The organism is Photorhabdus sp. HUG-39, assembly GCF_963878365.1.
In the GTDB taxonomy this organism is placed as follows: domain Bacteria; phylum Pseudomonadota; class Gammaproteobacteria; order Enterobacterales; family Enterobacteriaceae; genus Photorhabdus; species Photorhabdus kayaii.
Genome location: NZ_CAWNWY010000015.1, coordinates 73404 through 96538, shown reverse-complemented (window position 1 = coordinate 96538; position 23135 = coordinate 73404). Strand labels below are relative to the sequence as shown.

Below are 23135 nucleotides of genomic sequence, written 5' to 3'. Positions count from 1 at the left end.
CTTCAGGAATTGACACCCTGGACAACTGGTTAACAGACAGAGCATTAAAAAATCAAAAAGAGAATGCTTCGCGAACCTATGTTGTAAACTTTCCACTCTAGTTTAGATAATATCTCTGGAGAAAAATATTATCATGAGTTTAAAGGGTAAAATATAATTTTTAAGTCTGAGAAAAAATTAAAATATATTTTTAATATAATCTATAATCTATAATCTATAATCTATAATCTATAATCTATAATCTATAATCTATAATCTATAATCTATAATCTATAATCTATAATCTATAATCTATAATCTATAATCTATAATCTATAATCTATAAATTGAAAATCTTCGTTTAATTACACTATAGAAAAAGTTAAATATAACCTTTTCTACAGCGTATTTTATGAATGATCTAAAAAATCACTTCTTATGCGTCAGTTTGGATATTGTCTGGCGATAGGCAAGCTCCAGTTTTTCACGGCTGTCAGCCGTGACTTCCAGATCTTGCAATTGACCATTATGGATACCGTAAACCCAACCGTGGATCATCACTTTTTGGCCTCGTTTCCATGCTGCTTGCATAATGGTTGAGTGACCAAGGTTATATACTTGCTCAACAACGTTAATTTCGCACAGACGGTTCAGACGCTCATTAGGGGGTAATTCACCTAGCATAGAACTGTGTTTATACCAAAGATCACGAATATGTAGCAGCCAGTTGTTAATCAATCCCAGTTCGGTGCCATCAATTGCAGCTTCGATACCACCACAACCGTAGTGTCCGCAGATAATGATATGTTCAACTTCCAGTACATCTACTGCATATTGAATAACTGAAAGACAATTTAAGTCAGTATGAATAACCAGGTTTGCAACGTTTCTGTGAACAAATAAGTCACCGGGGGCGGCATCAATTAGTTTTTCTGCTGGTACCCGGCTGTCTGAACAACCAATCCATAAGAAATGAGGTTTTTGTGATTTTGCTAATTCTTTGAAAAAAATTGGATTTTCTTCGTTAACCGATTCTGACCACTGCTTGTTATTGGCAAGCAGCTCTTCTATTTTTTTCATCATGATTCATAGCCTGGTAGTGTTTCTTTAAGATAGAATCATATACAACATCAATTGAAATTTTAATATTTTATTGCTGTTTGTTTTTAATCTTTCTACTGTTTTTGTAAAGCAAGTCAGGCAGAAAAACAGCATTATGTTTCCACATTACACGCAAAAGCGACCAGATAATAAAGGTGTTTTGTAATTTATGACTTATGCATTGGAGTTAACGCAGCTTACTAAGACTTACACTGATGGTGTTAAGGCACTGCGTGGGATAGATCTGAATGTGGAAGTTGGAGACTTCTACGCATTATTAGGTCCGAATGGTGCAGGGAAATCCACCACAATCGGCATTATTAGCTCTCTGGTAAACAAAAGCAGCGGTAAGGTTAAGGTGTTTGGCTATGATATTGATACTGATATTGTCAATGCTAAACGCCAGTTAGGTCTTGTTCCGCAGGAATTTAACTTTAACCCGTTTGAGACGGTGTTGCAGATTGTTCTCAATCAGGCCGGTTACTATGGTGTACCGCGAAAAGTAGCGCAAGCCAGAGCGAAAACTTATCTGTTGCAGTTAGATCTGTGGGAAAAACGCAACCAACGGGCGATTCGTCTGTCTGGTGGGATGAAACGACGCTTGATGATTGTACGAGCGTTGATGCATCAGCCTAAGTTATTGATCCTTGATGAACCGACTGCTGGTGTTGATATTGAACTTCGTCGCTCTATGTGGAATTTTTTGCAAGAGCTGAATGCCCAAGGAACGACAATTATTCTAACGACTCACTATCTGGAAGAAGCAGAAATGCTGTGCCGTAATATTGGCATTATTCAGCATGGTGAATTGGTGGAAAACACCAGTATGAAAAATTTACTCAGTCGGGTGGAGTCTGAAACATTCTTCTTCGATCTGGCGACACAAAACCCAATTCTTGAACTAGTAGGATATGATTATCGACTGCTGGATGCCTCTACTTTGGAAGTGGATGTTCAGCGTGGTCAGGGAATAAATAGCGTATTTACCCAATTAAGTGCTCAGGGTATTCATATTTTAAGTATGCGTAATAAAGCGAACCGTCTGGAAGAGTTATTTGTCAGCTTGGTGAACAATAAGTAAGGAGATAGTAAATGATTCAGTTGTACTGGGTGGCGCTAAAAACTATCTGGATTAAAGAAATTACCCGTTTTGGTCGTATCTGGGTACAGACTTTATTACCACCGGTTATTACCATGTCGCTCTATTTTATTATCTTCGGTAGCTTGATTGGTTCGCGTATTGGGGAAATGGGCGGTGTCGATTATATGCAGTTTATTGTCCCTGGCCTTATTATGATGTCGGTGATTACTAACTCTTATGCCAATGTTTCTTCCTCCTTCTTTGGTGCGAAATTCCAGCGCAGTATTGAGGAATTATTAGTAGCGCCGGTTCCGACACACATAGTTATTGTGGGGTTTGTTGGTGGTGGTGTTGCCCGTGGTGTCTGCGTCGGTATTCTGGTGACATTGGTTTCTCTATTTTTTGTGCCGCTTCATATTCATGCGTGGTGGATGATTGTTGTCACGTTGTTGATGACCTCCATTTTGTTCTCACTAGGGGGGTTGCTGAATTCGATTTTTGCTAAAACGTTTGATGATATCAGCATTATTCCGACTTTCGTATTAACGCCACTGACTTATCTTGGTGGGGTGTTTTATTCATTGACATTATTACCCCCATTTTGGCAAGCGGTTTCCAAGTTGAATCCGATCGTTTATATGATTAGTGGTTTCCGTTATGGTTTCCTGGGGATTACTGATGTTTCTTTGATAATTACGTTGAGTGTTTTGACTGCATTTATTGTGGCTTTTTATCTTGTTGCCTGGTATTTAATTGAAACAGGGCGGGGATTGAGGACTTAAATTCGGTAATTTATTAACGGTTTCTATTTTTGAAGTCCCCTAAATTTTGCTGGCTAATTTTAGGGGACTAAATTTAATTTAAGCCACTTGAACCGGCACGGCTTTGGCGATACGCCTCATAATATTATCACCATCGAAGTAAGCGATATTAGGCTTATGATGACGGGCATCTTCGTTAGGGATTTGTACATATGAGCAAATAATTAGCTTATCACCTACCGCAGCACGGCGTGCTGCTGCTCCGTTAACTGAAATTATTCTAGAACCACGTTCAGCGGCGATAGCATAAGTGGAAAAACGCTCGCCGTTATCCACGTTATAGATATCAATAGCTTCATATTCCAGAATACCGGCTGCATCCATGAAATTCTGATCAATTGCACAAGAACCTTCATAATGCAAATCTGCCTGAGTGACTTTCACCCGGTGCAATTTCCCCTGTAGCATCGTACGCAACATGGTTTTTCTCCTGATTCGATGACAACTTAGAACCTTTTTGCATCAATAACGCCTGATACAACGGCGATTATTGCGTTAAATCTACTTGCTGATTATCGATCAAACGGGTTTGCCCTAACCAGGCAGCTATTAGAATAACGGCTTTTTTACTTTCGGTATTTAACGGCGCCAATGTTTCGGCGTCACGGATAAACAACTCATCAGGTACAAAACCCATTTCGTGTAGTTGTACGGAAGCTTGAATGAGCAATTGTTCTGTGTGGCATTCACCCTGTGCCATTTTTTCAGCGATAGATCGCATGATCTTGCTGAGTTCTGGGGCGATTCGACGTTCATCGGCTGTTAAATTGTTATTACGCGAACTGAGAGCCAGGCCATTTTTGTCGCGCACAGTAGGTACTGAAACCAGCGTAATGTCATAAGCCAGGTCGGCGATCATTTTGCGAATAAGTTGTAATTGTTGAAAATCTTTTTCGCCAAAGTAGGTTAAATCTGGTTGCACTAGATTGAATAGTTTGCTCACCACGGTTGAAACACCACGGAAATGACCGGGACGACTGGCCCCTTCCAGCATGGTAGAAAGCCCAGGAACTTCAACATAAGTCTGATGTTCCATACCATCAGGGTATATTTCCTTATCAGCAGGAGCAAATACCAGATCGACACCGTGTTGATGAAGTTTTTCGCAATCTTCCTGTAAAGTGCGGGGATATCTTGCCAGATCATCCTGACGATTAAACTGCATCGGGTTGACGAAAATAGAGACGATCACAATATCTGCTTGCCCTTTGGCTGTATCGACTAACGTCATATGGCCGTCGTGCAAGTTACCCATTGTTGGCACCAGTGCAATGCGTTTTCCTTCCTGACGCCAGCGGCGGATTTCACGGCGTAGAATCGGTACAGTTTCGACAATCAGCATTGCTTAATACTCCTTAGAATGTATACAGCCTTCGGGCTAACAAGGGTAATTTATTAATAAAATGAGTGTTCTTTACTTGGGTAGGCGCCGCTTTCCACTTGTTCTTTATATAAGCGGATGGCATCACGTATATTTCCTGCTTCTTCAAGGAAGTTTTTCACAAATTTAGGGGGGCTTACGGTAATGCCTAGTGCGTCATGCATCACTAAAACTTGCCCATCAGTCACATTACCAGCGCCAATACCAATTACCGGGATCTGTAATTCATCGGTGATACGTTTAGCTAAATCAACGGGTACGCATTCTAGCACCAGCAGTTGTATGCCTGCTTTTTCTAAGGTAATTGCATCTTTTATCAATTGATTCGCTGATACTTCATCACGTCCTTGAACTTTATAACCGCCAAGAATATGGACTGATTGAGGAGTTAGCCCTAAATGAGCGCAAACAGGTACAGAACGCTCGGTAAGCATGCTAATGGTATCGTATAACCAGCTACCGCCTTCAAGTTTCACCATGTTAGCGCCAGCACGCATAAGCTTGGCTGCGTTTTCACAACTTTGCTCTGGTGTGGCATAACTCATGAAAGGCATATCGGCAATGATAAAAGTATAAGGTGCTCCGGCACGGACGCAACGAGTATGATAGACAATATCTTCAACCGTCACTGGAATGGTGGTATCAGCCCCTTGCACAGTCATACCCAGTGAGTCGCCAACCAGCATGACATTGATACCTTGCTCGGCAAACACGTGAGCAAAGCTGGCGTCATAAGCGGTAATAGTCGCGAATTTACGTTTTTCTTTTTTGAGCTGATTCAGATCAGTCATGGTTATTGGTTTCATTATTTATCTTCCTTCTCCTGCAATTTTTCTTGTTATGTACAGAAATCGGCCACGGACTGAACTGAGATCCTTATATGTAGTGATTAGAATCAGAGGACTGCGGTTGCAGCCAGAGTGTCAGGCCGTTTTCTGGGGTGTGTTTCAGTCTTTCAGATAAAGCTTCCCCATCAGGAAATATAAGATCAGGGGCAATTTCAGCTAACGGGTAGAGCATAAATTCGCGCTGTTTTAGTCCGTAGTGAGGCACAGTCAATCGTTCGGTAGTAATCACCTGATCACCAAATAGCATGATATCCAGATCGAGTGTTCTTGGCCCCCAGCGTTCATCTTTTCTTACCCGTCCCTGGGCCAGTTCAATCGCCTGAGTGTGATTGAGTAATTCTTCCGGTGTTAGCGTGGTTTCCAGTGCGACTGCCGCATTCAGAAAATCAGGTTGATTCTGCGGCCCCATCGGTTTAGTACGATACAGTGAGGAGCAGGCAATACATTCTGTTTCCGGTAAATCTTTTAATGCAGCAAGTGCATTTTTTACTTGCTGCATAGGTTCTGCCAGATTGCTACCAACAGCGATATAAACACGAGCCATAATTTATTAGCTGTTCCTGCTCAGTCTTGGTTTATAGTGACGGCGAGGCCGTGTACGACGACGAACAATCTCACTGCCCAGTTCAGAAATCATACTCCGTTGCTGTGATGCATTGACTTGCTGAAATTCTCCCCACCAATCGACAAGATCTTTTAGCTCATTGCGATTTTCAACATTGGCTCTCAGTTCCAGCAAATCATAGGCAGCACGGAATTTAGGGTGTTCCATCAGCTTATTTGCCCGCTTACCATGACGGCGTGGCAGACGTAACTGTAATTGCCAGATATCACGCATGATGGTTGTCAGGCGCTTAGGAATGGCAATGGAGTGGCATTGCTCATCCAGAATGTCATTCATCGCCAATGCAAAAGCATCGTAGTAAGCCAGGCCACCTTCTTGAGACAGCTTTTCCGCATGTTCAACCAGTGGATACCAGAGCATTGCGGCGAACAAAAACGCCGGGTTAACCCGTTTATCATTTTGTAACCGGTAATCGGTATTCTTCAAAACCTGATTGAGTATACGTTCCATTGGCGAATCGTTATTTTCGGTGAAATAGCGTTGAACCAATGGGAAAAGTGGTTGAAATAGGCGGTATTCGCGCAGAAGTTTATAAGTGCTGTAACCTTGACCGGTTTGTAAAAGTTTTAAAGATTCTTCAAACAGACGGGCAGGTGGAATATTACTCAGCAGAAAAGCCAAACGAGAAATAGGTTCGGCGGTACCTTCGCTGATGGTCATATTCAGTTTGCTAGCGAAACGGATCGCGCGCAGCATTCTTACTGGATCTTCCCGATAGCGGGTTTCAGGATCGCCAATCAAGCGGATAACACCGGTTTCCAGATCATGAAGGCCACCGGCATAATCACGCAGAGAGAAATCATTGATACCATAATAGAGGCTGTTTATGGTGAAATCGCGGCGCATAGCATCTTCTTCAATTGAGCCGAAGATGTTATCCCGCAGTAGCATGCCGCTTTGTGCTTGTTGTGACTGATTTTTATCATCAGAACCCGTTTGTTCATGTGGACCACGGAATGTTGCGACTTCAATCACTTCCTGACCAAACATAATATGAGCTAAGCGAAAGCGGCGTCCAACCAGACGGCAGTTGCGGAATAATTTACGCACCTGTTCTGGAGTGGCATTGGTGGCAATATCAAAATCTTTCGGCTTCGTACCGAGTAATAAGTCACGGACACCACCGCCAACCAGATAGGCTTCAAAACCGGATTTATTCAAACGGTAAAGGACTTTCAGTGCATTTTCACTGATATCTCTGCGGGAAATACAATGTTGTTCCCGTGGAATTATCGTTATCGATAAATCCGAATGAGGATTCTCCTGTTCAACCTTCCTTGGTGTCTCCACATTGGATAAGGGTTGATAAGGGTTTTGGCGATTAGAGTGAAGAGTTATGTACTCTTCCTGAGCAGAACGGTCAGATCCGGTGACTGGCCTTTCACTGGCTGCCTGTAGTTCGCGGTTATTTTTCCCTTCGCGGATCAATAAGTTACGGCAGAAATTTGCTACTCGGTTAAAAATGGTACACCTCGATAAGTAACTAATCATATAAAACAAATAAAAAACAGCGGCTAATCATAGCCTACTGTGTATTTTTTGAGAATGGTTGTTATGACTAACCGTAACTTTATTCATGTTATCTACGTGCATTTTACCTTGTCGTGGAATTCGATCCAGATCCCAACGTGCTGTTGCTTTTTGCAACAATTGATCACGAGAAAGATCTTGCCAGTTTTCTATAACAGATTGATTAAGGAAAGATAATGCTTCAATCAGTAATGGCCGGGGATCATCCAATGGGATCGGCTGAGCATGATTCTGTTTGGAAAGTTTATTGCCGTCCTTATTCAGAGCGAGTGGTAAATGAATATAGTCAGGTATTTTGAGATTTAACTGCTGATAAAGCGCAATTTGGCGGACAGTTGGTTCAATCAAATCTGCCCCTCTTACCACCTCAGTCACCCCTTGGTAATCATCATCAATAACAACCACTAAATTATAGGCAAATAAACCGTCACGACGGTGAATAATAAAATCCTCTTCAGCCATGACCGGATCGGCGTTCAGATATCCTTGTAATTTATCTTCAAAACCGTAAACCGGATGACGCTGCTTGAATCGAATTGCTGCATGATCAATGGGCAAATTTAATTCACGGCAGTTTCTATCATAAAAACCATTAATCTGGTGAATGCGTTGACGGGTACAGGTGCAGTAATAACTTAAACCTTGTTGTTGCAATTGATTAAGGACATGACAGTAAGCCTCATGGCGCTGAGATTGATAAAGAATTTCACCATCCCAATGTAAACCGTAATGTTCAAGTGCGTGAAGAATCCGGCTGGCAGCACCGGGAACTTCTCTGGGCGGATCAATATCATCAATACGTATCAGCCACTTTCCCTGACAAGCACGGGCTTGCAAATAGCTGCCAATGGCAGTGATTAATGAACCAAAATGCAGGTCACCAGAAGGTGATGGGGCGAAACGCCCAATATAAGCCTGGGGACGTTCAGATTTTATCATAGTGGAGATCAGTGGGGTTGTTTATACGGCGTCATAAAGACGCCGTATTCGGAACACCATTAATTAGCCAGCCATCTGTTTTTCACGGATTTCGGCCAGCGTCTTACAATCAATACACAAATCTGCGGTTGGACGGGCTTCCAAACGACGGATGCCTATCTCAATGCCGCAGGATTCACAAAAACCGAAATCGTCATCTTCGACTTTTTTCAGGGTTTTCTCGATCTTCTTAATCAATTTACGCTCACGATCGCGGTTACGTAATTCAAGACTGAATTCTTCTTCCTGCGCCGCACGGTCAACTGGATCAGGGAAGTTCGCTGCCTCATCCTGCATATGAGATACAGTACGATCTACTTCATCCCTGAGTTGATTGCGCCATGCTTCAAGAATTAGCTTGAAATGCGCCAACTGGGCATCGTTCATGTATTCTTCACCTGGCTTCTCTTGGTAAGGTTCTACCCCAGCGATGGCGAGAATGCTTAAGGACGAGGTTTTACGTTTTTGCCCTTCTTGCATAATACTTCTCCTAACACACGCACTATCAAACGAACCCCTAGCGGGGAAAAAAATAGGCCGTTATAAATAGCAGATGGAGCAAGGGTTGGCAATTGTTCCTGCCATTAGTTTCACAATGGTGTGGAAGCAAATGTATTGCATGCCTTTACACCTTGTACAACTTGGCTGCAAATATTAGGTAAATCGGTAAGTTAATCATTTTAGTACAAAAGTTAACTTATCGCCTAAAACCATCCCTTTTCCTGTCATGTTGGCCTGGTAACAGATAACTTCGACCCCAGAATTTTGCGCTTGTTCCAAAAGAGATGAATAATTATGATCAATATGTGCAGCCGCCGCGACCTGCCTGATGCCGGAATGCAAGACCGCAAAAAATAAAACAGCCCTTTGCCCTTGTTCTGCTATGTGTTGCAATTCCCGTAGGTGTTTTTGCCCGCGAGTCGTGACAGCATCAGGGAAATAGCCACAATTTTCCTGGAGAAGGGTCACTGATTTCACTTCAATGTAGCAATTAACTTGCTGTTCTGCCTGTAATAGCAGATCTATCCGGCTGTTCTCTTCGCCATATTTCACTTCCCGACTGATTTTTTTATATTCAGAAAATTCTGGAATAGCATTTTGTGCAATGGCTTCAGCGACGAGATCATTTGCTCTGAGCGTATTAACACAAATCCAGTGACCATCCTGTGTTTCTGTCAATTCCCAACTGTTGGGGTATTTACGTTTGGGATTATCAGAGGTGGAGTACCAAACCGTCTCTCCCGGTATCGCACAGCCGGTCATTGCGCCCGTATTGGCGCAGTGGATAGTCAGTGTTTCGCCTTCCGGTGTGATGACATCAGCCAGGAAACGTTTATAGCGACGAACTAGTGTGGCGGATTGTAAGGGCGGATAGAATTCCATAAAAACTCCTGAATGACGGATGGCATAAGATTGAAGCGGGCAATGCTACAATGCCGACAGTTGAAAGTTAACTTTCTTTGTATGGAGTGTTTGTGTCTTTATTGCCTGTATATGAGGTCGTCGAGCCTGTCCTGAGTGCGTTGAAAAGTTCACAACAGGTCCTGCTTCATGCTCCGGCGGGTGCCGGTAAATCGACGGCTTTGCCATTGGAAATTCTGAAAAAAGCCGATTTCTCTGGGCGTATCATAATGTTGGAACCACGGCGGATTGCTGCTCGCAGTGTCGCAAATCGTCTTGCCGCTCAACTGAATGAAAATATCGGGCAGACCGTGGGTTACCGGATGCGTTCAGAAACGAAAATGAGTGCAACTACTCGCCTTGAAGTGGTAACAGAAGGCATTTTAACCCGAATGTTACAGCAGGACCCCATGCTGACAGGGGTTTCTCTGGTGATTCTGGATGAATTCCATGAGCGCGGCTTGCAGGCTGATTTGGCGTTGGCATTGTTGCTGGATGTACAGGCAGGGCTACGGGATGATCTGCGAATTTTGATCATGTCAGCGACGCTGGATAATCAGCGGCTCTCTTCTTTATTACCTGATGCGCCAGTGATTATTTCAGAAGGGCGAAGCTTTCCTGTGACCAGACATTATTGTCCTTTGCCTGCTCATCAACCTTTTGAACAGAGTGTAGCCACCGTCGTATTGCGGTTACTCCAACAGGAGCAAGGTTCTGTGCTGTTGTTTTTGCCGGGCAGCGGGGAAATTCAACGGGTGTTTGGACTTCTTAAAGAGATAGTTGCTGAGGATACCGATCTTTGCCCGTTGTACGGTGCGTTGTCATTGGCTGAACAACAAAAAGCTATCGAACCTTCATTACGTGGACGCCGTAAAGTTGTTTTGGCGACTAACATTGCAGAAACCAGCTTAACGATTGAAGGTATTCGACTGGTGATTGATAGTGGTCTTGAACGCACGACGCGTTTTGAACCCAAAAATGGATTGACTCGCCTGATCACTCAACGCATCAGTCAAGCTTCTATGACACAACGAGCTGGTCGAGCGGGACGGTTGGAAGCCGGTGTTTGTTGGCATCTATTCAGCCAAGAACAGGCAGAAAGAGCGGCAGAGTATAGTGAGCCCGAAATTCTGAATGCTGATCTCAGTGGTTTATGGTTCTCCTTATTGCAGTGGGGATGTCATGATATTTCCCAATTGTACTGGCTAGATATGCCACCTGACGCAGCGCTGGCAGTAGCCAAATCGCTGTTATTACAGTTAGGTGCAGTCAATAACAATGGTCAGTTAACGTCCAGAGGCAGAAAAATGGCGGAATCCGGCAGTGATCCTCGCTTGGCTGCAATATTATGTGCAGGGTTGGAACAAGGGGCCGATATGCTGGCAACCGCTGCTATGCTGACCGCGATTCTGGAAGAACCGCCCCGTGGTGGTCAGCCGGATATCACTTATTGGGTTGAGCAGCGACAAGCTCATTGGTTACGGCGGGCAAAGCAGTTAGCTAGGAATATGGGCGATCATTTTGGTGAGCCAGACGGTGGATTTGTTGCAATGCTATTAGCCCAAGGTTTCCCTGACAGAATAGCCAAAAATCGGGATAAGGGAGGGCGTTTTCAACTGGCTAATGGTTTGGGGGTGATGATCGATGATGAAGAAAAGTTATCTGGCGAATCGTGGCTGGTGGCTCCTTCATTATTACAAAACAGCAGAAATCCTGATGCGCGTATTTTGCTGGCTTGCCCTCTTGATATTGAACGACTGATACAACAGCAACCGAATTTATTTAGCGAGCAGAGTGTCGTTGAATGGGATGATAACAAAGGGACATTGCGAGCATGGAAACGACTGCAATGTGGGTGCTTGACAGTAAAAGCCCAACGATTGGCAAAGCTTTCAGATGAGCAATTACAACAGGCCCTGCTAAACTGGTTACGCAATGAGGGATTACATGAGCTCAACTGGTCGCCTGCGGCAGTTCAGTTGTGCATCCGTATCCAATGCGCGGCTAAATGGTTGCCTGAAATGCAGTGGCCGGCAGTAGATAATGATGCATTAATGGCTTCTCTTGATGATTGGTTGATGCCGTTCCTTACTGGTGTGCGTGATTTGAAAGGGCTGAAACAGATTGATTTGTTGCCAGCACTGGAAAATTTACTGGATTGGCAACAACAACAGTGTCTGGATAATGAACTGCCTATTTATTACACTGTCCCTACTGGCAGCCGGATAGCAATCCGTTATTTCAGTGATAAACCACCTGTATTATCTGTTCGGATGCAGGAAATGTATGGTGAACAGCAAAGCCCATCTCTGGCAAAAGGGCGGGTAACGCTGGTGCTTGAACTCTTATCACCAGCCCAAAGGCCATTGCAGATCACGCAGGATTTGGCTGCTTTTTGGCAAGGCTCCTATCGTGAAGTACAAAAAGAGATGAAAGGGCGTTACCCAAAACATTTATGGCCGGATGATCCGGCAAATACGGTACCTACTCGGCGGACAAAAAAATATTCATAATAGAATTTAACCTTTGTTTTTGTAAGTGAATAAATTCATTAAAAAATATGAAAACCCATTAATAGCATCTGAGCGGTTTTGGAGAATTTTGGAATGTCTGGTGAAGATCGTCAACCAATCGGACGTAAAGGCAAAAAGTTGGTATCCCGCCGTAAACGGCCATTAAAAAGACGGTATCTGTTGGATGATGATAATAATGGCTATGAAGATGAGGACTACGATGATGAAGAGGATCAACCCATGACAAAGAAAGGAATGTATTCCCGTCCACCTAAGAAAAAGTGGCGTTGGTTCTGGTTGTTATTCAAAATATTTATTATTTTTGCCGTATTACTGGCGGCTTATGGTGTCTATCTGGATGCTAAAATCCGCGATCGCATTGATGGAAAAGTTTGGGAGTTACCTGCGGCAGTCTATGGTCGCATGGTTAATCTTGAACCGGGCATGAACTACAGTAAGAAAGAGATGGTATATCTGCTGGAAGGGATGCAGTATCGCCAGGTGACGAAAATTACCCGTCCTGGGGAGTTTTCTGTTAGAGGTGAAACCATTGAAATGTTACGCCGCCCGTTTAATTTTCCTGACAGTAAAGAGGGGCAGATCCACGCTTTGCTAACGTTCAGCGATAACCGTCTGGCAGGGATCGAAAATCTGGAAAATCAGCGTCAATTTGGGTTCTTCCGCCTTGATCCGAAGCTGATTACCATGTTGCAGTCTCCTAATGGGGAGCAGCGGTTATTTGTGCCACGTTCTGGTTTCCCCGATTTACTGGTTAACACCTTGCTGGCGACCGAAGATCGTCATTTTTATCAACATGATGGTATTCGTATTCTTTCCATTGGGCGTGCAGCACTGGCTAACTTGACTGCCGGGCGTACCGTTCAGGGGGGAAGTACCCTGACGCAGCAATTGGTTAGAAACTTGTTCCTGACCAATGAGCGCACTTTGGTGCGCAAAGCCAATGAAGCTTATATGGCTGTGCTGATGGATTATCGTTACAGCAAAGATCGGATTCTCGAACTGTATCTGAACGAAGTTTATTTAGGCCGAAGTGGTGATGGGGAGATCCGAGGATTCCCGCTGGCGAGCCTCTATTATTTTGGTCGTCCCGTAGATGAATTGAGTTTAGATCAACAGGCGTTGCTGGTAGGTATGGTGAAAGGAGCTTCACTCTATAATCCGTGGCGTAATCCTAAACTCGTTCTCCAGCGTCGTAATGTGGTGCTCAAACTGTTACAAAACCAGCAAATTATTGATGAAGATCTTTATAAGTTATTGAGCGCTCGTCCACTGGGGGTAAAACCGAAAGGTGGTGTTATCACCCCACAACCGGCGTTTATGCAGCTAGTTCGTAAGGAATTGCAGGATAGACTTGGCGATCGAGTAAATGATCTGTCCGGCGTGAAAATCTTCACTACTTTGGACCCGGTATCTCAGGATGCGGCTGAAAACGCAGTAGAAGAGGGGATTGCCAGCCTGAGAAAAACCCGCAAAATTGCTGACCTTGAAGGGGCAATGGTGATTGTCGATCGCATCAGTGGTGAAATCAGGGCGATGGTTGGTGGTTCTCAACCTCAATATGCTGGATTTAACCGAGCAATGATGGCGCGTCGTTCAATTGGTTCACTGGCAAAACCCTCTACTTATTTGGCGGCATTGAGTGAACCGGATCAATATCGGTTGAATACCTGGCTGGCGGATGAACCCCTTGCGGTAAAACAGCCGAACAGCAAGGTTTGGGAACCGAGAAATTATGACCGTCGTTTCCGTGGGCGTGTCATGTTGATAGATGGGCTGGCAAGTTCATTGAATATTCCTACGGTGAATCTTGGATTGGCGGTTGGTCTTGATCATGTTAGCAACACATTAATCCGGCTTGGCGTACCGGAGGAAGTAATTCAGCAGGTTCCGGCCATGTTACTGGGTTCTCTCAGCTTGACACCGTTAGAAGTGGCGCAGGAATATCAGACGATGGCGAGTGGCGGCAACCGCGCGACGCTTTCCGCGTTACGTTCTGTCATCACGGAAGATGGCACCGTGATATATCAAAGTTACCCACAGGCTGAACGGGCTGTACCGGCTCAGGCGGCTTATCTGACGCTGTATGGTATGCAGCAGGTTGTAGCGAATGGAACTTCTCGTTCTCTGAACGCTAAGTTTGGTCGTTATAATCTGGCGGGTAAAACGGGTACCACCAATGATCTGCGTGATAGCTGGTTTGCCGGAATCGATGGTAAAGAGGTAGTGATAGCATGGGTTGGCCGAGATAACAATGAACCGACCAATCTGACAGGTGCTACAGGGGCGTTGAATGTGTATCGCCGTTATCTGGAAAATCAGACGCCGTTGATGTTGAATAACATTCCACCGGAAGGCATTGTCGATATGGTGGTTAATCAGGATGGTAGTTTTAGCTGTAGTGGCAGTGGCTGGAGAACATTACCGGTTTGGACTTATGACCCACAGAGTTTGTGCCAACAAACAGCGGTATCAGCACCTGTTCAACAGCAAGAACAAGCACCGGGCTGGTTGCGAGAGATGTTTGGTCAATAATAACTATTTGATGAGATGAATGACAAAGCGCTGATCTTCTGGTCAGCGTTTTGATTTTCTGAGTTTACCGGTTTCCTAAACATACCGCGCCATTATCTTTTCGACTTTATACCCGTCATCTTTCAAGTTGCCTCTTTGTTGGCTGCACTCACTCACCCCGGTCACAGAGTTATCTATGCTCCCGGGGATTCGCTCCCTTGCCGCCGCGATGCATCTTGAAATCCATAGGGTATATATGATCATCGCAATGGCGGTGATACCCATAATTGTTATTTAATTGCATATAAGTTGTTGCAAAAAAATGATGTTTTACACCTGTTAGAGACAATAAAATAAGCAATTTTCAGAATATTTCTATATGTTTTTTAAGTGAAATATGGTGAATTATTAATCATGTGTATTAACTCATGGTGATAATGATATGACGATAATTTCAATTAGATCCACTCTCCATACTATAAATCAATGGAGAGATGAATAGATGGCAATAGGATATTTCTTGCTCGTTGGTGATAAGACAACCTGTGGCGGGCAGATTATTACCGGTGACCACACCATGACATTTAATGGACGGGCAACCGCTCGTGAAGGAGATAAGGTCACCTGTGGCAAACATCCCGGTAGTTATACGATTGTCGGTGGTGTATCAGATGTGTTTGATATGGGACGTAAGTTGGCTGGCACATTGGATAGTGTCAGTACTTGCCCCTGTCGGGCTAGTTTTATCAATTCGGAGATGGACAGCTATGAGAAGCAGGAGCAGCCCAATAATCGGGCTACAGCCCCTGTTAATATGGCGGCCCAGAATTTCTCGTCGCCGGTGGAGGAAGCGAGAAACGTTCAGCCCGCACCTCCTGTGACTAAAGAGCCTCCGATACCGGTGTTTGCGAAATCCTGCTTACGGGGTAAAGGTTGTACCGATGCCGGAACCGAAGCCGAACCGGCGGATAACTTCGGCAGAATGGCGATATATCAGGTTCCGTCATCTCCCACTCCGGTGACGCCGCAAAAACCAGAACCGCCTCTGCAAGGTAAGAAACAGCCGCCTGAACCGGATAAACCGCAGGATAAAAAATTACCGTGGTATAAACGGTGGTTCCGTAGTGGTGAAGATAAAGCCGAAGTAGCCGCTACCGCCGTGGCCGCCACTGCTCGTAGCGCGGTAGCGGAAGGGGAAACGCTGGTGATGCGTTACATTGGCGGCGGCGCTATCAGTGCTGGACGTTGGCTGGCGGCACCGAATCCGGTGACAGTTGGGTTAATGGGGCTGTTTTATTCACCTAAGCTGAATGAAGGTGAGGAGGATTACTTAGATCCGTATCGCCTGAGACAGATAGCGGAACAGTACGGTAAAGCACCAACTCGTGTACGTTTTCGCTGGATCAGAGATGAAAAAAGCGGCAGGATGACGGTTCAGGGATATCACGTCAGCCCGGAAGGTGGTCTGGATAAAGTGCCGGTTCGCATGATGACGCTGAATCGGACCACCGGTAATTACGAGTTTTGGGAACCGGGAGAATACCGGCCGATAATTTTATGGACGCCGAACGAACAGGAATTCAAGGTTCCAGCCCATACCGGGAATGAAGAACAGCCGTTTATTCCGTCGCAAATAACCGTGTTGCCGATCCCGGATAAAGTGGGCAGCGATATTGAATCGTTACCTATGCCGGAAGAGAAGGATTTTCGTGATTATATTCTGATCCTCCCTGTTCCTAATATGCCGCCGGTGTATGTGTATTTGAGTAAACCACCGGTGAAACCGTTGGAAGTGGGAGAATATCAGGATCTGGCTGGACGTAGCCGTAATGATGGGTTGGATATTGATCATATTCCTTCTAAGGCAGCGTTGAAATTGTTTTTAAAAAATAAGTTAGGTAAGGCTGCAACAGATAAAGACATAGATAAGATACTCAATAGTGGTGTATCCATAGCTATCCCTCATAGGGTTCACAGAGGCTATAGTGAAACTTATAAGGGCAGGAATACAAAGGCGAAACAAGTTAAAGACGCATCAGATATTAGAGTGGCGGTAGACAGTAATTTTGATGCTCAAGTTCCCGGCCTACGAGAAGAAGGCTATACAGATGATCAGTTGAACAAGGCACGAGAAGAATTACACCAACTGAATAAAGAACAAGGGTGGTATAAATAGTGGCTGACATTACGAAATTAATTAAATGTCTTGGAAGAACCGCTGAAACGTTAGTTGAAGATGGTGAGATATCTAAAGGAATATTTAAGTTTCATTTTGAAGGGGATGAATCGTTCAATTGCGAACCTGAAAAAGGAATCACATTAGTTTTTGATTCTAAATCTAGGCAATTGAATTCAGTCCAGATAACTCTAATTGATATACATGGTGATCATGATGAATATAATGGTAGTTTGCCTTATCCATTTTTACCTTTAATGGATAAGGCAATGATAAGAGCTGAATATGGAGAACCTATGGAGTCAAAAGATATGATAGAAGCACCGGTTATAGGTGTTATTGGTGGATACGATGCTTATATAAATCGTATAAAATCTTGTCCAAACGTGGAAGTCATTTTTATTTATGATGCTTATTATCGAGTGAGAGCTCTTACTTTCAACACTATCTGAGAAGAGAGCTTTTTTACATATTATAATCGGCGGATAGTGGCTAGTAAACCATTATCCGTGCTTGTATGCTAGAGGTTAGGCATGAGTATTAAGGAGCTTATTAATAGCTTAGGGAAAACAGCAGATTTATTAATTGAAAAACAACTTATCCCGACAGGAAAGTTTGAATATTTGTTTGAAGGAGACGATGAATTTCTCTGTATGCCAGAGGATGGATTAACGTTAGTTTTTGAAGATAAATCAAGGTTGTTAATCTCAGTCGGTATTACTCTAATTACGTCTGGGCCAAGGATGAAGATTTATAGAGGTGAAATGCCACCCCCATTTTTGTCTTTAAATCGCTGCCCGTAACGTAGGAAAAAGATTTCCGTGATTATATTCTGGTATTCCCAGCCGATTCAGGCATGGAGCCGATCTATGTGATGTTTAATACTCCTCGGAATCAACCGGGAGTGGTAACTGGTCGGGGACAAAAAATCGAAGGAAACTGGTTAAGTCGCGCAGGGCAAGATATGGGAGCACCAATTCCCAGTCAGATAGCAGATAAGTTGCGTGGGAGGAAGTTTAATAACTTTGATAATTTCAGAAATGCGTTTTGGAAAGAAGTTGCTAATGACCCTGAGTTTTCTAAGCAATCTAAAACTGCGAATATGGGAAATATGAAAAAAGGAAAAGCTCCAGCTCCAAGGAAAGACGAATGGAAAGGAAAAAAGAAAAAATACGAGTTACATCATAAAAAGCCTATTTCTAAAGGTGGAGATGTTTATAATGTTGATAACATTAGTGTTGTTACGCCAAAGAGACATAGTGAACTACATAGCTGGAGGTGAATAAACTATGGAAAATAATGTAATGAATATTACTGAAAATGAATTTTTATCCTTGATAAAGAAAATATTTAATGGAAATTTTCGAACAGAGGAGGAAGAATCAGAAGCTATAGATGAATTTGAAAGAATTTCAGAACACCCCTCTGGCGGTGATTTAATCTTCTATCCAGAAGATAGCATTGAAGATAGTCCTGAAGGTGTGCTTGAAGTGATAAAGGAATGGAGAACCAAAAACGGCAAACCTGGCTTTAAAAAATAGAGATTGAGTAAGTGATGAAAAGGATTTCCGCGATTATATTCTGGTATTTTCTATTCCGAATATGCCGCCGGTGTATGTGTATTTGAGTAAACCACCGGTGAAATTGTTTGAAGTAGATTTGTATAGAAATTTTGCGGGGCGACTGAGGAATGGAACGCATGCTGATCATATGCCTTCGGCAGCGGCTGTGAGAGCTAAATTGAGGAAGCTATATCCAACCTTATCAATTTCTAAATTAAATGAAGACGCTAAGGATGTTGCTGCCATTATTATTCCGGCTGAGGTACATCAAAAGTTTAGTGCAACTTATGGAGGCCGAAACTCTCTGTCTCAAATAGAGCAAGATGCTAATGATTTGAGAGCGGCTGTAGATCGTGATTTTGATGCTATAAAACCAGCGTTGAAGCAGTATGGTGCAACAGAAGAGCAGCTTGAGGATGCTAGAGCCAAAATGCATAAGATTAACCAAGAACAGGAGTTATATAAATGACAGTCAATGTAGAGGCATTAATAAACAGTTTGGGTAAGCCTTATCAGGAAATTTTTGATGAGGGGTTAATCCCTTATAAGACTAAGCCAACAGGATACCCAGGAGATCCTGATATCACTTTGGATATGATTAAAGAGGGTATGTATTTGGCCTTTAAGAGGGATGGCAAAATTCTGTTTGCTATAGAGCTTCTTTTGCTTGATCAGAAGAAATCCTCCTACCAATTTCCTAATGAGTTGCCTTCTCCTTTGAAGACATTGATGTTCAGGCAATGGCTGCACGAACAATTAGGTAAACCAGAAAAGGCTCTTCCTCCGCGAAGAATTCTCAAGAAGGATGTTGGATGGACAGAGCTATATACGTTATTGGATTTTCGGATGCCGACTAGTATGCAGGTTGATTATGACCTGTTTGAGCGTGTTGAATCTGTAATGTTCTTGCTTACATCAGAAGTACGTTGGTAGTTAGTAATAGATGGGTGGTTATTATTGAAAGCCAATTCATTTGTGAGTAATTTGAAAAAATGAAATAGCAGATGGATTGGTTTAATCAAGAACAGGAGTTGTACAAATAATGGTGGATGTTATTGCAATCATAAAAAGTTTGGGACAGACAGACGATCTGTTAGTTGAAAAACAATTTATTCCAGCCGAAAAGTTTGAGTTTCTGTTTGAGAATGTTAATATGTTCAATTGTGGACCTGACGTTGGCCTTACATTAGTGTTTCACGCTGATTCAAGTATATTAGAATCTGTACAAATTACACTTATTAACGCTTATGAAGGTAGTGGAGAATATAATGGAGAATTGCCTTACCCATTTTTACATTCAATGGATAGAGCAATTGTTAGAGCCCTTATGGGGGAACCAGATTCTGCTGGTGGCCCAGAAAAAATCCCTGTTATTGGTATTGTTGGTGGATATGATTCTTATACATATAAGCTGAATGAGCAATATCCTAATACAGAAATTAGTTTTCTCTATTTGGCTGATTTACGGGTACATGCATTAATCTTTGAGCATATTGTATAAACGCTTTCTGGAATATTTTTCTACTTTCATTTGATAGCAGTTAATAAACCATTATCCATGTTTATATGCTATAGATCAGATATAAATAAAGAGGTTATATAAATAGTGACGATCGATGTTGAAGAATTAATTAATAGTTTAGGGAAAACCTATCAGGAAATTTTTAATGAAGGATTAATTCCTTATAAAACCAAACCAATAGGGTTTGCTGGAGATCTTGATATATCTTTAAATATGACTAAAGAAGGTATTTACTTGTCCTTTAAAAGGGTTAGTAAGGTTTTATTTGCTATAGAGCTTACTTTAATTGACGAGAAGAAACCACAATACCGGTTTCCAAATGAGTTATCTTCACCATTAGTTCCGATGATGTCTAGGCAATGGGTTCATGAGCATTTTGGAAGTCCTGAAAAATCACTTCCTCCACAGAAAATATTAAAGAGAGATATTGGCTGGACGGAGTTATATACGCTGCTAGACTTTCATATTCCAACTAGTATGCAAATTAATTACGATTTATTAGAACGTGTTAAAGTAGTGGCATTCTTACCCACATCAGAAGTGCGTTGGTAGTCAATAATAAAAGGGAAATCTTTTTAATAGCCAACTCATTTTAACAAAGAGGTAAAATAAAATGGATCTGAAAAATAAATTGGAAGAATATACCGAAAATGAGTTTATAGAGTTGATTTAAAGAATAATATCGGATGAAGGCACAGAGAAATAGCAAGATGATCTATTAGAGGAATTTATAAAAATAACTGAACACCCTTCAGGCGCAGATTTAATTTATTATCCCAAAAATGGAGAAGATGATTCCCCAGAGGAAATTTTAAAAGCTATAAAAGAATGGAGATCTAAAAACGGCAAACCTGGCTTCAAAAAATAAAAGGGATTCGGTAAATTAGGAAAGAGATTTCCGCGATTATATTTAGCTGATTTGCGTATTAGAGGGTTGGTTTTTGAGCGGGGAATATAGCCTTAGCTCAATCAAGAACAGGGGTTATGAAAATAATGGTAATCAACATTAAAGAGTTAATTGATAACTTGGGACAAACAGCGGAGCAACTAATTGAAAAGGAGATTATTCCAACTAATAAATTTGAATATTTGTTTGAAGGAGACGATGAATTTTTTTGTAAACCAGAACCCGGTCTGAGGCTAACTTTTCACAATGTTTCAAGGAGGCTGCATTCAGTGGAGTTTGTATTAATCAATGTTTATGATAATAATGATTCATATAATGGCGATATGCCTCCTCCATTTTTAAACTCAATGGATAAAACAACCGTTAGAACACTCATGGGGGAACCTGATTCCAGCGGTGGTCCAAAAAAAGTTCCGGTAATAGGGCTTATGGGTGGGTTTGATGCTTATATACTTAAACTAAGAGAACAATACCCTAATACAAATATTAATTTTTCATATTTAACTGATTTTCGAGTAGATGTATTAGCATTTGAGCAAGTTGTATAGACGTTTTCTGGGATATTTTTTTCAGTTTTCTATCTTTATTGGATGGCGGCTAATAAACCATTATCCATGTTTATATACTAGAGGTTAGATATGAGTTAAGAGGTTATATAAATAATGGCGATCAATATTGAAGCGTTAATAAATAGCCTGGGTAAATCTTATCAGGAAATTTTTAATGAAGGTTTAACTCCTTATAAGAGTAAGCCTAGAGGAGATTCTGGTGACGATTATGTGTCGCTAGATATGCAGAAAGAGGGGATATTTCTGGCTTTTAACCGGACCAGTAAGAAATTAACACCTGTTACTCTGACATTGATCGATGAAGTAACGGCCTAGTTATGTTTATCTAAATCAATTGCCATTCCCTCGGGTTAATCCAATGACGTGTGCATTCAGTTTCTACCTATATCAACTCATCTCATAATGTTCCATATATACCCGTCATCTTTCAAGTTGCCTCTTTGTTGGCTGCACTCACTCACCCCGGTCACATAGTTATCTATGCTCCCGGGGATTCGTTCCCTTGCCGTCGCGATGCATCTTGAAATCCATAGGGTATATAGGATTTTATCACTATTAAAGTCTATAATGTCTTTTTAATAGGACATTAGTATACAAAGTTACGATTGATATATAATGTGCTTATAATTGACCATTATAGATAATAATGGTTTTAATGTGTCATTTTGGGGTCTTTATGATATCACATGAAAAAACAGCTTTAGCAATTGCAGAAGAATTGGGAGAGCGCTTGAAACAAGCTCGACTAAACAATGATCTGACTCAAGCTGAAATTGCTAAGCTTTTAGGCGTCACAAGAAAAACTGTACTGAATGCTGAAAAAGGTAAAGTCCAATTAGAGATTTTTGTTGCCGTTATGGCAGCATTAAACTTAACCGAACAATTAAATCTTTTTCTTCCTAAACAAAGCATATCTCCTATCCAACTCGCTAAACTTCAAGGAAAAAAACGACAACGAGCATCTGGTCTTAGAAAAAAACATATTGAAGAGGATACACCAGAATGGTAATGGAAGTTATCAACGTAATTTATAGTGAATTTACATATACCCGTCATCTTTCAAGTTGCCTCTTTGTTGGCTGCACTCACTCACCCCGGTCACATAGTTCGCTATGCTCCCGGGGATTCGCTCCCTTGCCGTTGCGATGCATCTTGAAATCCGTAGGGTATATATAATGAATAAAGAGGTTGTGTAAATAATGGTAATGAATATTTAAGTATTTATCAATATCTTGGGTGAATATTGTCACACTGAAACTCTAACGTTAATTTTGGATAATTACAGTATTCATAAAATCCGACTGGTCAATGATTGTCTGGCCCGTCATCCTATTAACCTATTATTTTATATGTTTATTATCCTTAGCTGAATAAATTTGAACGCCTGTGCAATCTCTGTATGAAACGGTGACACGAAATCATTCTGCCAGTATATGTGGCAGTTGCGCGAAAAAGTGAAAATATTTTTTAATTCATTTCCTATAGGAATAACAGATAATAATAAAATAGGGTGTGGTTATAATTATGAAAAATGATTTATTTTTTTCGCTATTTTGATAACAAGATCAAACAACGTTATTAATGATTTTCGATGCCCATATGTTAACAT

26 protein-coding genes and 2 pseudogenes are annotated in these 23135 nt (G+C 42.1%); 18 read left to right on the top strand and 10 right to left on the bottom strand.

Going from position 1 to position 23135, the window contains the following annotated elements; all coding sequences use genetic code 11:
• Positions 1-408: 408 nt before the first annotated feature.
• The gene (gene can, locus AAC155_RS11870; RefSeq protein WP_011145235.1) at positions 409-1062 is read right to left on the bottom strand and encodes a carbonate dehydratase; all 654 of its coding nucleotides are present in this window, start codon (positions 1060-1062) and stop codon (positions 409-411) included.
• A 187-nt stretch (positions 1063-1249) separates the two neighbouring features.
• On the opposite strand from can, the gene AAC155_RS11865 reads away from it, so the two are divergent.
• Together AAC155_RS11865 and AAC155_RS11860 are read left to right on the top strand one after the other, a co-directional pair.
• Entirely contained in the window at positions 1250-2161 is a 912-nt protein-coding gene (locus AAC155_RS11865; RefSeq protein WP_011145236.1) for an ABC transporter ATP-binding protein, read from the top strand.
• 11 nt (positions 2162-2172) lie between these two features.
• Positions 2173-2943 (top strand): ABC transporter permease, encoded by a 771-nt coding sequence (locus tag AAC155_RS11860; RefSeq protein WP_011145237.1) that lies wholly within the window; start codon positions 2173-2175, stop codon positions 2941-2943.
• Positions 2944-3021: 78 nt separating this feature from the next.
• Here AAC155_RS11860 and panD read toward each other — a convergent pair whose 3' ends face one another.
• The 8 genes from panD to sfsA all read right to left on the bottom strand — a co-directional run bounded on the left by panD (position 3022) and on the right by sfsA (position 9727).
• Positions 3022-3402 carry an aspartate 1-decarboxylase gene (gene panD, locus AAC155_RS11855; protein WP_113042300.1) on the bottom strand — a complete coding sequence of 127 codons (381 nt, stop codon included), beginning with the start codon at positions 3400-3402 and terminating at the stop codon, positions 3022-3024.
• A 67-nt stretch (positions 3403-3469) separates the two neighbouring features.
• Entirely contained in the window at positions 3470-4324 is an 855-nt protein-coding gene (gene panC / locus AAC155_RS11850) for a pantoate--beta-alanine ligase (protein WP_113042299.1), read from the bottom strand.
• A 53-nt stretch (positions 4325-4377) separates the two neighbouring features.
• Complete coding sequence (gene panB / locus AAC155_RS11845; RefSeq protein ID WP_113042298.1) at positions 4378-5169, bottom strand: 3-methyl-2-oxobutanoate hydroxymethyltransferase; 792 nt, start codon at positions 5167-5169, stop codon at positions 4378-4380.
• Positions 5170-5239: 70 nt separating this feature from the next.
• Complete coding sequence (gene folK / locus AAC155_RS11840; RefSeq protein ID WP_113042296.1) at positions 5240-5755, bottom strand: 2-amino-4-hydroxy-6-hydroxymethyldihydropteridine diphosphokinase; 516 nt, start codon at positions 5753-5755, stop codon at positions 5240-5242.
• Between the two features lie 6 nt (positions 5756-5761).
• Entirely contained in the window at positions 5762-7264 is a 1503-nt protein-coding gene (gene pcnB, locus AAC155_RS11835; protein ID WP_262405145.1) for a polynucleotide adenylyltransferase PcnB, read from the bottom strand.
• Between the two features lie 90 nt (positions 7265-7354).
• Entirely contained in the window at positions 7355-8305 is a 951-nt protein-coding gene (gene gluQRS / locus AAC155_RS11830) for a tRNA glutamyl-Q(34) synthetase GluQRS (protein WP_113042294.1), read from the bottom strand.
• Positions 8306-8368: 63 nt separating this feature from the next.
• Positions 8369-8824: an RNA polymerase-binding protein DksA gene (gene dksA / locus AAC155_RS11825; protein ID WP_011145244.1), complete on the bottom strand. Its 456-nt coding sequence runs from the start codon at positions 8822-8824 to the stop codon at positions 8369-8371.
• A 195-nt stretch (positions 8825-9019) separates the two neighbouring features.
• On the bottom strand, positions 9020-9727 hold the full coding sequence (sfsA, locus tag AAC155_RS11820) for a DNA/RNA nuclease SfsA (RefSeq protein ID WP_113042292.1): 708 nt from the start codon (positions 9725-9727) through the stop codon (positions 9020-9022).
• A 92-nt stretch (positions 9728-9819) separates the two neighbouring features.
• On the opposite strand from sfsA, the gene hrpB reads away from it, so the two are divergent.
• Both hrpB and mrcB read left to right on the top strand, forming a co-directional pair.
• Positions 9820-12258 carry an ATP-dependent helicase HrpB gene (gene hrpB, locus AAC155_RS11815; RefSeq protein WP_113042291.1) on the top strand — a complete coding sequence of 813 codons (2439 nt, stop codon included), beginning with the start codon at positions 9820-9822 and terminating at the stop codon, positions 12256-12258.
• 93 nt (positions 12259-12351) lie between these two features.
• Positions 12352-14811 (top strand): bifunctional glycosyl transferase/transpeptidase, encoded by a 2460-nt coding sequence (mrcB, locus tag AAC155_RS11810; RefSeq protein WP_113042289.1) that lies wholly within the window; start codon positions 12352-12354, stop codon positions 14809-14811.
• Positions 14812-14886: 75 nt separating this feature from the next.
• Here mrcB and AAC155_RS11805 read toward each other — a convergent pair whose 3' ends face one another.
• Positions 14887-15075 carry a hypothetical protein gene (locus AAC155_RS11805; RefSeq protein ID WP_158536557.1) on the bottom strand — a complete coding sequence of 63 codons (189 nt, stop codon included), beginning with the start codon at positions 15073-15075 and terminating at the stop codon, positions 14887-14889.
• A gap of 217 nt (positions 15076-15292) precedes the next feature.
• Between AAC155_RS11805 and AAC155_RS11800 the strand changes: the two genes are divergently transcribed.
• The 14 genes and pseudogenes from AAC155_RS11800 to AAC155_RS11735 all read left to right on the top strand — a co-directional run.
• Positions 15293-16966, top strand: coding sequence for an S-type pyocin domain-containing protein (locus AAC155_RS11800; RefSeq protein ID WP_113042288.1), 1674 nt, complete (start codon positions 15293-15295; stop codon positions 16964-16966).
• Positions 16966-17418: a DUF6392 family protein gene (locus AAC155_RS11795; RefSeq protein WP_011145252.1), complete on the top strand. Its 453-nt coding sequence runs from the start codon at positions 16966-16968 to the stop codon at positions 17416-17418. The genes AAC155_RS11800 and AAC155_RS11795 overlap by 1 nt, the downstream gene beginning before the upstream one ends.
• 81 nt (positions 17419-17499) lie before the next feature.
• Entirely contained in the window at positions 17500-17769 is a 270-nt protein-coding gene (locus tag AAC155_RS11790) for a DUF6392 family protein (protein ID WP_223121431.1), read from the top strand.
• A 53-nt stretch (positions 17770-17822) separates the two neighbouring features.
• Positions 17823-18248, top strand: coding sequence for an HNH endonuclease signature motif containing protein (locus tag AAC155_RS11785; RefSeq protein WP_113042286.1), 426 nt, complete (start codon positions 17823-17825; stop codon positions 18246-18248).
• 7 nt (positions 18249-18255) lie between these two features.
• Positions 18256-18507, top strand: coding sequence for a bacteriocin immunity protein (locus tag AAC155_RS11780; protein WP_113042285.1), 252 nt, complete (start codon positions 18256-18258; stop codon positions 18505-18507).
• Between the two features lie 82 nt (positions 18508-18589).
• Positions 18590-18997 carry a hypothetical protein gene (locus AAC155_RS11775; RefSeq protein ID WP_228901633.1) on the top strand — a complete coding sequence of 136 codons (408 nt, stop codon included), beginning with the start codon at positions 18590-18592 and terminating at the stop codon, positions 18995-18997.
• A complete protein-coding gene (locus AAC155_RS11770; RefSeq protein WP_065822745.1) occupies positions 18994-19461 on the top strand; it encodes a DUF6392 family protein in 468 nt (155 codons plus the stop codon). The genes AAC155_RS11775 and AAC155_RS11770 overlap by 4 nt, the downstream gene beginning before the upstream one ends.
• A gap of 109 nt (positions 19462-19570) precedes the next feature.
• The gene (locus tag AAC155_RS11765) at positions 19571-20029 is read left to right on the top strand and encodes a DUF6392 family protein (RefSeq protein ID WP_113042283.1); all 459 of its coding nucleotides are present in this window, start codon (positions 19571-19573) and stop codon (positions 20027-20029) included.
• 105 nt (positions 20030-20134) lie between these two features.
• A complete protein-coding gene (locus AAC155_RS11760; RefSeq protein ID WP_113042282.1) occupies positions 20135-20602 on the top strand; it encodes a DUF6392 family protein in 468 nt (155 codons plus the stop codon).
• 61 nt (positions 20603-20663) lie between these two features.
• Positions 20664-20918, top strand: a pseudogene (locus AAC155_RS11755) (bacteriocin immunity protein).
• Positions 20919-21043: 125 nt separating this feature from the next.
• A complete protein-coding gene (locus AAC155_RS11750; RefSeq protein ID WP_191214849.1) occupies positions 21044-21505 on the top strand; it encodes a DUF6392 family protein in 462 nt (153 codons plus the stop codon).
• Positions 21506-21619: 114 nt separating this feature from the next.
• Positions 21620-21841, top strand: a complete 222-nt coding sequence (locus AAC155_RS11745; RefSeq protein ID WP_113042281.1) for a DUF6392 family protein — start codon at positions 21620-21622, stop codon at positions 21839-21841.
• A gap of 361 nt (positions 21842-22202) precedes the next feature.
• Entirely contained in the window at positions 22203-22535 is a 333-nt protein-coding gene (locus tag AAC155_RS11740) for a helix-turn-helix transcriptional regulator (RefSeq protein ID WP_240002839.1), read from the top strand.
• 208 nt (positions 22536-22743) lie between these two features.
• Positions 22744-23061 (top strand): annotated as a pseudogene (locus tag AAC155_RS11735) (hypothetical protein); the annotation flags it as partial.
• Positions 23062-23135 lie beyond the last annotated feature (74 nt).